Source organism: Kitasatospora sp. GAS1066B, assembly GCF_041262605.1.
Lineage (GTDB): Bacteria > Actinomycetota > Actinomycetes > Streptomycetales > Streptomycetaceae > Kitasatospora.
Genome location: NZ_JBGCCO010000005.1, coordinates 36,490 through 49,360 on the forward strand (window position 1 = coordinate 36,490; position 12,871 = coordinate 49,360).

A 12,871-nucleotide genomic window follows, 5' to 3' on the forward strand; every position below is an offset into this window, starting at 1 on the left:
CGGCTCAGAATCCCGGCCTCCTGTTGGTCTGCCGGGTCGGTCCGGGCCGCGACCGGCCCGCCGGGCTCACCGCTCACCGCTGGATGTCGCGCGGTAGCAGGACGGCGTCCCCCAGTTCCTCGGCGAGCGCCAGGGCGGTGTGCAGGGCGAAGCGGCGGTCGTCGAGGTCGTGTCCCAGCACCTCCTGGGCCCGCTTCACGCGGTAGGTCACGGTCCCCCTGGCCACGTGCAGGTTTCGGGCGACCTCGACCAGGCGGCGCTCGGCGCCGATGTACTGGTACAGCGTGGTCCGCAGCGCCTCCATCGGTGCGCTGCGGGCGGCTAGCCCGCCGAGTTCACGTCGCACGAAGTCACCGGCGGCGTCGAGATCGGTGGCCGACAGCGCGATGGCAGCGACGTCGGCGTAGGCGGTCGCAGGCCTCGGAACCCGTCCGGCCTCGCGCCGCAGCCGCTCGACCCGCTCCCCGCGTTCGGCCTCACCGTGCGAGCGACGGAAGCCCGCGACACCGGCGCCCGGGGTCCCGAAGGCCGCCTGCACCTGCTGCCGGGACAGTGCCTGCGCGACGGCATCCCACGAACCGGTCCGGCGCGTGCCGTCCGGAGGTACGGTGCCCCACGCCCACAACCGCCCCGAGGCCACGGGGACGACCAGCGTCGTGGTGGCATCCCGGGCCCGGAGCGCCTCGATCGCCGCCGCCTGCAGCGTGGAGCTCCTGTTCGGCGAGTCCGACCACACCACCACCGCCTCGTGGGTCCGCCGCAGGTCGTAGCCGAGGGCCCGCGACGCCTCGCCGACATCCGCCGTGGTGGCATCACCCAGCAGGGAACGCACAATGTCGGCCCGTGCCGCGGCCGCGCTGGTGCTCCACACCTCGTGCTCCACGAGGTACGTGCGGATCATGGCGTCGGACAGCTCGTCGACGTAGCTGAACAGCTCGCGGGAGACCGCCGTGACCTCCTCGACGGCCGCCTGCGGGTCGACCAGCTCGGTGCAGGCCCGCAGGAACGCCTCGGCCGTTGCCGCGTGCCCGATCCGGACGCCGTGCAGCACCTGTTCGAGCGGCACGCCCCGGTGGACGAACTCGCGGATGCCCTCCAGGGTCGCCGCACCGATGGGCGGGGCGACGGCCGGGCCGTCCAGCAGGGTGAACAGCGCCCGCAGGGTGGTCCCTTCGTTGCCTCGGCGGAGCAGCTCGACCCCGGCCGGGCTGCCACCGAGGGCCGGCACCTCGCCGACGATCCGCCGCACGACCAGGGAACTCAGTTCGATCGCCCAGAGCACGGGGTCCGCACCGACGCGTTCGACGGCGTCCTCGACGATCGCGCGAGGAGCTGCCGCTCGGTCGATGTCGACCTCACCTCGCGGGCCCAACCGCGCGATCCAGGCCCGCCGCAGCGGCCGGACGGTCTCGGTCATAGTGCCCTCCCTCGGGCTACGATGCCGCGACGCCGAGGGGCTGATCAACTGCAGGTTGCCGAACACATCGTTCGGGAAATCCGAACGATGTGACAGAATAGGGCAGTTGCTCGTCATGGTTCGGGCACCACGAAGTGACGGGAGCGCGGCGGTGAACCTGCGTCAGATGGAGTGCTTCCTCGCCGTCGCGGACGAACTGCACTTCCGGCGGGCCGCCGACCGCCTGCGACTGGCTCCGCCCAGTGTCAGCGAGGCCGTCGCCAGTCTGGAACGCAGCCTCGGTGGTCGGCTCGTCGAGCGGACCAGCCGGCAGGTCCGACTGACGCCCTTCGGCGCCGAGTTCGCCGCCGCGATACGGCAGCCCATCGAGGCGTTGCACCAGGCCCATCGGACCGCCCGCCTGCGCTCGGTGCGCCATCGCGACCTCGTCGTCGCCCACACCCCGGAGCTGGGACAGCTGCTCCTGCCGGGACTGGTCGACGCCTGGCCCGGTGCCGCCGCTGACGACGAGGCCCGGGGTCGGTGGCGTCCGGTCCCCATGCACACTCCCGAGCAACTGGCCGCCGTGGCGGACGGCGCGGTGGACGTGGGTCTGTGCTGGTCGGTCCCCGAGCAACCCGGGATCGCCAGTACCGTGCTCGGCGAGTTCCCGCTGGTCGCCGTCGTGCAGGCGGCGGACCCACTGGCGAGCCGCCGGGAGGTGGCGCTCACCGACCTCCGCACCCGTCAGATCCTGATCACTCCGCGTGCCGACAACCCCTACCTCGAAAGCCAGTTGCAGGCGGACATCATCCGGGCAGGCATCCCGCGTACCCACATCGAGGAGGTGGGGCGCTACGACGAGCTGGCCGTGCACGTGGCCACGCGCGGACACGTGGGTGTCCACCCCGGGCCGATCGCGTTCACCAACTCCCTGCCCACGGTGCTGTTCCGCCCGATCGCCGACGCCTCCGACACGGTCCGGATCTGCGCGATCAGCCGCGCCGAGGCTCGCACCGGTTCCGTCGCGGAGCTCATCGCGACCTTGCGGTCGATCGTCGGCTCGCTCGACATGGATGCCAAGCTCACGCGCTCAGCACCCGAATGACCTGTCGGATGACAGCCTGTTTCGCCTTGCCGCTACTCGGGGTGGCGCGCGTCGGCGCTGGACCGCTGCTTGCGGCGGGCCCGGAGGACCTTGCCACCCCTGCGCAGGACCAGGAGGACGGCTATGACGATCCCGGTCGAGATGCCCAGCCGCTACGCGAGGTGCGGATTGCCGTTCGAGGCGCCGAGCCCGCCGTCGACGCGGATATGAGCCCCGTTCACGAAGCTCGCCGCCGCACTGGCCAGGAACGTGATGACGGAAGCCGCCTCGGCCGGATCGCCGAAGCGCCGCATCGGCACCCGGTTGAGCGCTGCGGCGACGATCGCCTCGTTCTGCAGGAATCCCGCCGTCATGTCGGTGGAGATCATGCTGGGATGCACGGCGTTGACCCGCACGCCTTCCGCGCCGTGGTCGAGCGCCATCGCGTTGGTCAGGTTGGTCACCGCGCCCTTGGCCGCGTCGTAGGCGGCCAGGCCCCAGTCACCGCCGAGCCCGGAGGCCGAACCGACATTGACGATGCTGCCGCCCACGGCGCGCAGATGTGGAAGCGCGGCCCTGGAGGCGAAGAACACCCCGTCGAGGTCCGTGGACATGACGCGTCGCCAGCCCGCCGTATCGATATCGGTCACGGAACCCAGGGGCTCACACGTGCCGGCGTTGTTGACCAGGGTGTCCAACCGGCCGTGGTCGTGGGCAACGCCGTCCACCAGCCGGGTGATCTCCACCTCGTCCGAGACGTCACCGACCCGAGCGATCAGCGTCGAGCCGGTCGGCGCGCCGGACACCACTTCGTCCAGCTTCGCCTGCGTCCGGCCGATGATCACCACTGTGGCGCCCGCGGCGGCGAAGCGGTGAGCGGTGGCCGCCCCGATGCCCGACCCACCGCCGGTGACGATGACGACCCTGCCCGTGAACGTGTCCTCAGCCATCGGAAAGCTCCAATTCCTCGCGGGGTCACCGCGTCGGCGACGGCCCGGTGTTCGGGGTGTCCCTTCCCTTGGAGCCTAGGAGGATCGGTACAGCACGGGCTTGAACCACAGCGCCATCCGGGCAGAACATCAGCGCCAGACAGCACGGAGCGACGACGACGGGCGGCTTCACGAGGGCTGCGGTTGCGTCGTGCTCGCGCTCGTGCTTCTGGGCGGGAACGGCTCGGGCGGACGGCTCGTCGCGCGGGCCTGTAGGCGCACCCGCAGTCCGTCCGCGCCTGCGAGGTACAGCACTTCGGCCGGTGCTCCACCTGCCGCGCCGAACCAGTGGGGGGTCCGGGTGTCCAGTTCGGCCGCGTCGCCGGGGCCGAGGGTGAGCCGGGTGCCGGCCAGGAGGAGTTGGACCTGCCCGGCCAGGACGCACATCCAGGCGTAGCCGTCGTGCCGCCGCTGGTCGGGCTTCTCGTGCGGGGGCAGGACCAGCCGGTACACCTGGATCCCGCCGGTGTGATGGGAGAGCCGTTGGGCGGCGATGCCACGGCGCCGCTGCGGCGAGTGAACGACCGGGGGTTCCCCTGCGTGCTCCACCACGGCGACCAGTTCCTCCACCGGGGTCTGGTAGACGGCGGCGAGCGGGACGAGCAGGTCGAGCGAGGGCTGGCGGTGCCCGGCCTCCAGGCGAGAGAGCGTGGAAGCGCCGATGCCGGTGAGGGCGGCCACCTGATCCAGCGTCAACCCGGCCTCCTGGCGCAGTACCCGCAGCCGGGAGCCGATCGCCGGAAGCAGTTGCGCTATCTGATGGCGCTGGGGGATCACCGGGACGGTTGCCATGACTGGCAGTCTCGCAGTCTCCACATCCTCGTGGACCGCGGGTCGCGCCGCCGCGGCGGGGCTGTCCAACTCGTCTCCGTGCGATGCAACCAAACGGACTTTCAAAGTCGTTATTGGTAAGGGGGTTCGAATGGTTGGGTGAATTACGGGGGGCACATGCTTGCCAGCAGTCGGCGCGCGGCCGGGGTCGCGGGTCTGCGTCTGCGCAGGGCGGCCGTGGTGCGGTTGAGTCGGGGGCGGGCGGGCAGGCGGCCCAAGGGGTATCCGCGGCCGGACCGGGTGGGGGTGCGCCGGTGGGTGCCGTCGTGGCGGCATGTGGTGCGGATCGGGTTGTTCGGTGTCGCGTGTCTGGTCGGGCTGCTGGGATACGTCTACCACGAGACGAAGATCCCCACCGATCTCAAGGCCTTCGCCATCCAGCAGAACAACGTGTACTTCTGGGCGGACGGCACCGAGATGGCCCGCACCGGCGAGGTCAACCGGCAGGACATCCCGCTGGACCAGGTGCCGCAGGGGGTGCAGTGGGCGGCGCTGGCCGCCGAGAACGAGACGTTCTACTCGGACTACGGCGTCGACCCGCAGGGCATGGCGCGGGCCGTCCGCAACATGGCGACCGGTGGTGCGATGCAGGGCGGTTCCACCATCACCCAGCAGTATGTGAAGAACGCCTATCTGAACCAGAAGCAGACGATGTCCCGGAAGCTGACCGAGATCGTCCTGGCGGTCAAGCTCGACCGGAAGCTGAGCAAGCAGCAGATCCTGGAGGGATACCTCAACACCAGCTGGTACGGCCGCGGTTCGTACGGCATCGAGCGGGCGGCCCAGGCGTACTACGGCGAGGACGTCTCGCAGCTCAACGTGAGCCAGGGCGCCGTGCTCGCCTCGCTGCTCAAGGGAGCCGGGCGCTACGACCCGGCGATCAGCCCCGAGAACCACAAGCGGGCGGTGGACCGGTGGAAGTGGATCCTCGACCGGATGGTCGTGATCGGCAAGCTCACGCCCGCCCAGCGGGCCGCCTACACCACCTTTCCCGAGCCCCAGGAGCCGCCGAAGCAGGTGGGGCTCAGCGGGCAGACGGGCTACCTGGTGGACATCGCCAAGCAGTACGTGACCACCCACACCGGCATCACCGACGCCCAGTTCGACCTGGGCGGCTACCAGATCCACACCACCTTCGAGAAGCCGAGCCAGACGGCGCTGACCGACGCGGTGCAGGCGGCAGCCGCCCGGCAGAACGCCGACCCGGGGCTACGGGTCGGCGCCGCCTCGGTGGCCTCGGACGGGCGGATGCTCGCGGTCTACGGTGGTCCCGACTACCTCAGACAGGGTTATGACAACGCCAACTCGGCGCTGGTGCCGTCCGGTTCGGCGTTCACTCCGTTCGTGTACGCCGCCGCGCTGAGCCAGGGGGTGCAACGGCAGTTGGGCGCCGGTCGCACCCCGGTCTCGCCCACGACGCCCTACGACGGCGACAACCAGATACCGGTGCAGACGCCCGAAGGCCCGTACTGGGACCGCGACGGGCACCTGGTCAAGGGGACCAACGACGGCGGGAAGTCCTGGGGGAGCATCAGCCTGCTGACGGCGATGGAGCAGTCCGTCAACACCCCGCTGATGCAACTCGGCCTGGACACCGGCCTGGACCAGGTCCGCCAGACCGCGCTCGGCCTCGGGCTGCTCCCCGACAGCCTGGGGGCGCAGGTGCCGGCCTTCTCGCTGGGCACCTCCACCCCGAGCGCGATCCGGATGGCCGACGCGTACACCGCGTTCGCCGACGGCGGCATGCACACCGATCCGTACTCGGTCCTGCGGATCACCCGGGACGGGGCACCGGTCGACGTGCAGAAGCCGGCCCCGGCCCGGGCGTTGAGCCAGCAGGTCGCTCAGCAGGTCGACGCGGCGCTGACCGGCACGGTGCAGGAGGGCACCGGGCGGGGCGCGCAGGTGCCGGGCCGGACGGTGGCGGGCAAGACCGGCACCACCCAGGACAACCGGGCGGGCTGGTTCGTCGGGTACAGCGGGCAGGTGTCCACGGCCGTCGCGGTGTTCCGGCTGGACCCGAAGAGCGTGCAGGCGCTGCCGCTGGACGGCCAGGGCGATCCGGCCAAGTCCGCTGCGGCCACCGCCTATCCGCTCGACATCTGGAGCACCTACGTGAAGAGCGTCTCCGCCTACTAGAGGCTGCTGACGGATCGGGCCGGGCGCCGGCGGGTCACTTGACGATGGTCGACCAGTCCGGTGCCTGGCCGGGGTCCAGCCGGCGCAGCTGGGCCAGCACCTTCGGGTCCTGCACGTCCAGCCAGTCGGCGACTTCCTTGAAGGAGACGCAGCGCACGTCCGGCTGCGTGCAGACGGTCCGCATCACGTTCTCGACGGCCTTCATGTAGATGCCGCCGTTCCAGTTCTCGAAGTGGTTCCCGATGAACAGCGGTGCCCGGGCGCCGTTGTAGGCCCGCTCGAAGCCGTTCAGGTAGCCCTGCTCGGTCTCCTTCTCCCAACCCGCGAACTTGGTCGGGTCGCCGTCGGGGTTGCCGCCGGACTGGTTGGCCAGGAAGTTGAAGTCCATCGAGAGGACCTGGAAGTTCTGGTTCGGATACGGCAGCGCCTGCAGCGGGAAGTTCCACATCCCGTTGGTCTTGGCCGGCCAGATCTGGTTGTCGCCCGGCGAGCTGGCGTCGTAGCGCCAGCCCAGCGCCGCCTCGGCCGGCAGCAGCGTCTTCTGCCCCTCCAGGCACGGCGCGCGACCGCCGACCAGCTCCTTCTGGTAGTCGAACGGCAGCGGCGGGAGGTCGGTGTACCCGGTGTTGGTCTTCCAGTTCTCGACGAAGGAGTAGGCCTGCTGGGTCTCGCTCTGCCACTCGGCGGTGCTCCAGTCACCGCCGCCGCCGGTTCCGCAGAAGTGGCCGTTGAAGTGGGTGCCGATCTCGTCGCCGTCCTGCCAGGCGGCGCTCAGCTGCGCCAGGGTGGCCTTGATGTGGGCGTCGGTCGGGAAGTCGATGGCCGCCGTGCCGACCGGATGCTGGGGCGGGTGGTAGAGGTAGCGCTTGGAGTTCGGCAGCAGGTACATGCCGCTGAGGAAGAAGGTCATCTGGGCGTTGGACTCGTGGGCCACCTCGCGGAAGTGCGAGAACAGGTGGTTGTCGTCCTCCAGCGCGCCGTCCCAGGAGAAGACCACGAACTGCGGCGGCTTCTCGCCCGGTTTCAGCTTCTCGGGCGTCGGCTGCTTGGGCTGCGGTCCGGTGTCGGAGGTCGACCCGTCGCCGATCACCCGGACCTTGCCGTCCCACGGCTGACTGGGCGCCGCGCTCGGGGCGCCGCCCGTCGGGGAGCCGCTCGGGGCGCCGCCGGTCGACAGGGCAGGCGACGGGGCGGGCGAGGCGGCGGCCGCCGGCACGCGCGTGCCGCTGGGCGCCATCGGCACGAAGGCCAGCGCGACGGCGACGCCCATGCCCCCGGTCAGCAGAACGGTCCTACGCCGATTGGTCGCCACCATCAACCTCGTTCCAGACAAGCTGTTCAGATGTACCGTCAGCCGGATCGGCTGACCGACGGAGATCTGGGTCCGACTGGAAGACGTGGTGGAGGCGGCCGGGGTGACACCCGCGGGCAGTGATGACTCTCACTCGTACGGATCGCGCGGTTCGGGCACCGAAACCACCTGCCCGGCGTTGAGAGCCGGCACCGCATCGGGCTGCGCGGGCTGCCCGTCGGGCTGCCAGACCCCGGTGACCGCCACCCAACTGCCGGTCGGCGGCGCGGCCGCACCGCGGATCTCGACCTTGTAGGTCATCGCGTCGGCGGCGCAGCAGCTGATGACCAGTCGGGTGACGTACCAGCCGCCGCCGTTCTTCGGGCTGACGAAACCGAGCAGCTTCACCCGGCGGCCCTTCAGCGGCTGTGCGGTGTCCCAGGCGGCCCGCACGTCGAACTCGGCGAGCGGCAGCGCCAGCGGGTCACCGGCGGGCAGCGGCGGGAAGCCGGTGGCGGTGTCCGGCTTGGCGACGGTGTTCGCCGCGTGCTGGGCGGTGTAGCTGCCCAGGGCGGGCGGCGAGACGAGCAGGATGCCCGTCACCGGGAGGATCAGCAGCCAGGCGATCCTCGGGCCGTGGGTGTGGCTATGGCCGTGTGCGTCGTGGTCGCTGTCCTGGTGGTCCTGGTGGTCCTGGTGGCGCGCGCCGCGCAGGGCCGCGACGGCGCCCAGCACGCCCAGCAGCACCAGCACGACCCCGGCGGTGACCAGGTAGGGCCGCAGGGCTGCCCGTACGTACCTCAGGTACATGTCGCTGAACAGCGAGATGCGCAGCACCGCCGAGCCCAGCAGCACCAGCAGGATCGCCTGCACCTCACGCTTCACTGCGCCACCCCTTCACCGCGCCACCCCTTCACCGCGCCACCGCTTCGCCGTGCTTCGGCCGTTCAAAGCAGCCACCAGCCCGCCAGGGTGGCAGCCAGCACCGCGACCGTGAACGTCACGGTGGAGAAGCGCCAGGCGAAGGGCCAGCCGAACGTCCCGGCCTGCATCGCCACCAGTTTCACGTCGACCATCGGACCGACCACCATGAAGGCCAGCCGGGCCGGCAGCGGAAACGCGCTCAGGCTGGCCGCGACGAAGGCGTCCGCCTCCGAGCACACCGCGAGCACCACCGCGAGCAGCGCCAGGACCAGCACCGAGACGCCGGGCAGGTGCGCGAGGCCGCCGAGCAGTTGCCGGGGGACCAGCACGTTGAGGGTGGCCGCGGTGATGCCGCCGATCACCAGGAAGCCGGCCGCGTGCAGGAACTCGTGCGCGAACGCGGCCCGGAACGCCGCCCACCGACCCGCACCGGCCGGCTGCGCCCGCCGCACCGAGGGGCGCAGCCACTCGGGACGGCCGAACCGCGCCCAGAGCCAGCCCACCACGACGGCGGTGACCAGGGACGCGGCGAAGCGGGCCAGCACCATCTGCGGCCGACCGGGGAAGGCGACCGCCGTCGCGGTGAGCACCACCGGATTGATCGCCGGGGCGGAGAGCAGGAAGGCGAGCGCGGCGGCGGGCGCCACACCGCGGGCGATCAGCCCGTCCGCCACCGGAACGGAGGCGCACTCGCAGCCGGGCAGCACCGCCCCGGCGAGTCCGGCCGCCGGCACGGCGAGGACCGCCCGCTTCGGCAGCGCCCGCTCCAGGAAGGAGGCGGGCACCAGCGCGGTGATCGCCGCGGACAGCAGCGTGCCGAGCACCAGGAACGGGATCGCCTGGACGCAGATGGCGACGAAGACCGTCGTCCACGCCTGCAGACCTGGTGCGTCGAGCCAGCCGACCAGCCAGCGCCGGCCGGCCAGCAGCAGCACCATGCCCGCGACGAGCAGTTCGAGGGACCCGAGCCGTCGGCCGGTCGGGCGGTCGGGCTCGGCCCCGGGCTCGGCCTCGGCCGGGTGCTCCGGTGTGAGGGTGTTCTGCTCCGCCATACGTGTGCGCCGCTCCTCGCGATCCGTTCGCCGTTGTTCGGACGATAGACCGTCAGTTCGACTGCGTCGCACCGGGATCGGAGGCTGTAGCCCGCCGGGTTCGGCAGGGAGCGCGCCGGTCCGTGGGTCGACCGGCGCGCTCCTGCCGTTCTGGGGGTCAGACGGTGTACGGGCTCTTGACCCGGGCCTCCTGGAGCGCCTCGGCCCACCACTTCAGCCGCTCGATCATCAGCTTGGCCGCGCCGTTGGACCCCTCCGGGTCGGTCGGCGCGCCGTCCTCGTCGAACAGCGACCACACGTTGTGCAGGCTGACGGCGTCCCGGATGGTGGTCGCGTGCACCTCGGCGAAGACCGGGCGCAGGTGCTCGACCGAGCGCATGCCGCCGGACAGGCCGCCGTAGGAGACGAAGGCGACCGGCTTGGCGTGCCACTCGACGTTGTGCCAGTCGATCAGGTTCTTCAGCGACGCAGGGTAGCTGTGGTTGTACTCCGGCGTGATGACGACGAACGCGTCGGCTGCGGCCAGCCGCTCGCGCACCGCGTCGGCGACCGCCGCGGTCTCCCCGGTCGGCTTGGTGCCGAACGCCGGGAACGCCATGGGCAGACCCACCTCGGCCAGGTCGATCGCGTCCACCTCGAGGTCCGCGTGCTCCCGGATCTGCTCCAGGAACCAGCGTGCGACGACCGGTCCGAAGCGGCCCTCACGGACGCTTCCGATGATGACGGCGATCCGCAGCTTGTCGGACATGTTTCCTCCCCATAGGCCGATGGCGCCGACCTGACGATCGACTCGGGACGACGTTACGGGCTGAACCACGGTGGCGGTCAAGGAAACTGGGAAGGCGGCCGAGGCTGTCGGGCGTTGCCGGGGATGGTCACTGTGGTGCCGCCACCTCGGGTCCAGGTCGCGGCTCGGTGACCTGGTCCTTCGCGGTGTGTCCAGGTCTCGTAGGTCAAGGTTTGGTAAATGCGGCAAGCGTTCGGTCTGGACGGGGCTAAGCTGTACAAGGTTTTGCAGGCACCTCGTTCGGTGAGGCGTCTTCATGGACACAGGCCACTGATCCCAACCGTCGAGAGACGCTCCGGATCAGGACAGATCTTCCCGACCTAAGGGTTGATCCCAAGTGGCTTCCGGCTCAGCCGAGTCGGATCACGCCGTGAAGTGCCAAAGCTCTGACGAGTTGGGGTGAGCTGACTTTCGAGGTCAGCGAGCTCCTTGCCGTGTCGTCATGCGTAGCGGATCCGTCGCACGCACCGGCCGGAAGGAGGCGAGAGACTCATGGATTGCAGTAGTCCGGGCCACAGTAGCCCCTGCCCCCGCCTGTCCTCGTACTTCTTCGGCTCGCGGTAACCACCTTCGCTACGCGCTTTTCGATCTGACACGCCATCACCAGCAGCTCGGTGCTGCCCTGCTGCCTGGTGTGCTTTCTTGGTGCGGTTCGTAGCGGGGATAGCTGCCGCGTGCCTCCAAACTCCCCCTGAATCCGTGGGGGCTGAGGGAGGTTCATCATGACCACCAACGCGACTCTCGACTCGAAGGTTCCCGCCGCGCGTGCCGCGGTGCTGGATGACGCGCACCTGGGTGACATCAAGGGTGCGCTGGGCACGATCCGGCTGGATGACACGGCCGAGCGCAAGGGCCTGTCCGCGAAGCTGAAGACGCTGCTGGCGATCGTGGGCCCGGGCCTGATCGTGATGGTCGGCGACAACGACGCCGGCGCGTTCTCCACCTACGGGCAGGCCGGGCAGAACTACGGCACGCACCTGCTGTGGACGCTGCTGCTGCTGGTCCCGGTGCTGTACGTCAACCAGGAGATGGTGCTGCGCCTGGGCGCGGTGACCGGTGTTGGGCACGCCCGGTTGATCCTGGAGCGGTTCGGGAAGTTCTGGGGCGCGTTCAGTGTGATCGACCTGTTCCTGCTCAACGGGTTGACGCTGGTGACGGAGTTCATCGGGGTGACGCTGGCGGCCGGCTACCTGGGCCTGCCGAAGGTCGCCTCGGTGGTGCTGGCCGCCGCGATCATCATCGCCTCGGCCTTCACCGGCTCGTTCCGCCGTTTCGAGCGGATCGCGGTGGCGCTGTGCGCGGGTTCGCTGCTGCTGGTGCCGATCTACTTCATGGTCCACCCGAGGACCTCGCAGCTGGCGCACGACTTCGTGGTGCCGAACATGCCGGGCGGCACGGGCCAGTTGGCGACCGTGATGCTGCTGATCATCTCCATCGTGGGCACCACCGTCGCCCCGTGGCAGCTGTTCTTCCAGCAGTCGTACGTGATCGACAAGCGGATCACGCCGCGGTTCATGAAGTACGAGAAGGCCGACCTGTGGATCGGCATCGTGATCGTCGTCGTCGGCGCGGCCGCGATGATGGGTTTCACCGCCGCCGCGTTCGCCGGCACCGACGGTGTCGGGCAGTTCTCGGACGCGGGCGCGGTGGCCAGGGGCCTGGCGGACCACAGCGGCAAGCTGGTCGGCGTGCTCTTCGCGATCGCGCTGCTGGACGCCTCGATCATCGGCGCGTTCGCCGTCTCGCTCTCCACCGCCTACGCGATCGGTGACGTCTTCGGCATGAAGCACTCGCTGCACCGCGGGGTCGCCGGCGCCAAGGGCTTCTACGCCGTCTACGCGGCGCTGGTCTGCGTGGCGGCCGCGATCGTGCTGGTCGCCAGCGATCACACGCTGGGGCTGTTGACGCAGGGTGTGCAGGTGCTGGCCGGGGTGCTGCTGCCGTCGGCCTCCGTCTTCCTGCTGCTGCTGTGCAACGACAAGCAGGTGCTGGGGCCGTGGTCGAACGGGCCGAAGGTGAATGCGTTCACCTCCGCGGTGGTGGGGGTGCTGGTGACGCTGTCGGTGATCCTGACCGCCTCGGTGCTGTTCCCGAACATCTCCTCGGGGGCGATCCTGGGCATCATGGCCGGCTGCGGCGTGCTGGGGGTGCTGGCCGCCGGCTTCGCCTTCACGCGCAAGCGCACCGCCACCGCCGAGGACCCCATCGACCGCACCGGACGCGACAACTGGCGGATGCCCCCGCTGGCGACCCTCACCCGCCCGGTGATGTCCACCGGCCGCAAGATCGGCATGGGCGCGCTGCGCACGTACCTGCTGATCGCGATGGTCCTGGTCGTCATCAAGCTCGTCCAGACCGCCCTCGGCCACTGAACC

10 protein-coding genes and 1 riboswitch are annotated in these 12,871 nt (G+C 70.4%); of the genes, 3 read left to right on the forward strand and 7 right to left on the reverse strand.

Annotated elements, in window-relative coordinates; all coding sequences use genetic code 11:
* Positions 1 to 73 precede the first annotated feature (73 nt).
* Entirely contained in the window at positions 74 to 1,417 is a 1,344-nt protein-coding gene (locus ABH937_RS06705; RefSeq protein ID WP_280688594.1) for a CdaR family transcriptional regulator, read from the reverse strand.
* Positions 1,418 to 1,568: 151 nt separating this feature from the next.
* Here ABH937_RS06705 and ABH937_RS06710 point away from each other — a divergent pair, with 151 nt between their 5' ends.
* A complete protein-coding gene (locus ABH937_RS06710; RefSeq protein ID WP_280688592.1) occupies positions 1,569 to 2,504 on the forward strand; it encodes a LysR family transcriptional regulator in 936 nt (311 codons plus the stop codon).
* A gap of 152 nt (positions 2,505 to 2,656) precedes the next feature.
* On the opposite strand, the gene ABH937_RS06715 is transcribed toward ABH937_RS06710, so the two are convergent.
* Positions 2,657 to 3,433 (reverse strand): SDR family oxidoreductase, encoded by a 777-nt coding sequence (locus tag ABH937_RS06715; protein WP_280688591.1) that lies wholly within the window; start codon positions 3,431 to 3,433, stop codon positions 2,657 to 2,659.
* A 168-nt stretch (positions 3,434 to 3,601) separates the two neighbouring features.
* Complete coding sequence (locus ABH937_RS06720; protein WP_280688589.1) at positions 3,602 to 4,264, reverse strand: helix-turn-helix domain-containing protein; 663 nt, start codon at positions 4,262 to 4,264, stop codon at positions 3,602 to 3,604.
* Positions 4,265 to 4,561: 297 nt separating this feature from the next.
* Between ABH937_RS06720 and ABH937_RS06725 the strand changes: the two genes are divergently transcribed.
* Positions 4,562 to 6,442, forward strand: coding sequence for a transglycosylase domain-containing protein (locus ABH937_RS06725; protein ID WP_370217540.1), 1,881 nt, complete (start codon positions 4,562 to 4,564; stop codon positions 6,440 to 6,442).
* A 34-nt stretch (positions 6,443 to 6,476) separates the two neighbouring features.
* Here the strand turns inward: ABH937_RS06725 and ABH937_RS06730 are convergent, their stop codons facing one another.
* From ABH937_RS06730 to ABH937_RS06745, 4 genes are all read right to left on the reverse strand, one after another.
* Positions 6,477 to 7,757, reverse strand: coding sequence for a hypothetical protein (locus tag ABH937_RS06730; protein ID WP_370217542.1), 1,281 nt, complete (start codon positions 7,755 to 7,757; stop codon positions 6,477 to 6,479).
* 126 nt (positions 7,758 to 7,883) lie between these two features.
* Positions 7,884 to 8,618 carry a TIGR03943 family protein gene (locus ABH937_RS06735; protein ID WP_370217544.1) on the reverse strand — a complete coding sequence of 245 codons (735 nt, stop codon included), beginning with the start codon at positions 8,616 to 8,618 and terminating at the stop codon, positions 7,884 to 7,886.
* Between the two features lie 62 nt (positions 8,619 to 8,680).
* A complete protein-coding gene (locus tag ABH937_RS06740; RefSeq protein ID WP_370217545.1) occupies positions 8,681 to 9,709 on the reverse strand; it encodes a permease in 1,029 nt (342 codons plus the stop codon).
* 157 nt (positions 9,710 to 9,866) lie between these two features.
* Positions 9,867 to 10,457: an NAD(P)H-dependent oxidoreductase gene (locus ABH937_RS06745; RefSeq protein ID WP_280688581.1), complete on the reverse strand. Its 591-nt coding sequence runs from the start codon at positions 10,455 to 10,457 to the stop codon at positions 9,867 to 9,869.
* Positions 10,458 to 10,724: 267 nt separating this feature from the next.
* Positions 10,725 to 10,902, forward strand: a riboswitch (M-box (ykoK) riboswitch).
* Positions 10,903 to 11,218: 316 nt separating this feature from the next.
* Between ABH937_RS06745 and ABH937_RS06750 the strand changes: the two genes are divergently transcribed.
* On the forward strand, positions 11,219 to 12,868 hold the full coding sequence (locus tag ABH937_RS06750) for an NRAMP family divalent metal transporter (protein ID WP_370217547.1): 1,650 nt from the start codon (positions 11,219 to 11,221) through the stop codon (positions 12,866 to 12,868).
* Positions 12,869 to 12,871 lie beyond the last annotated feature (3 nt).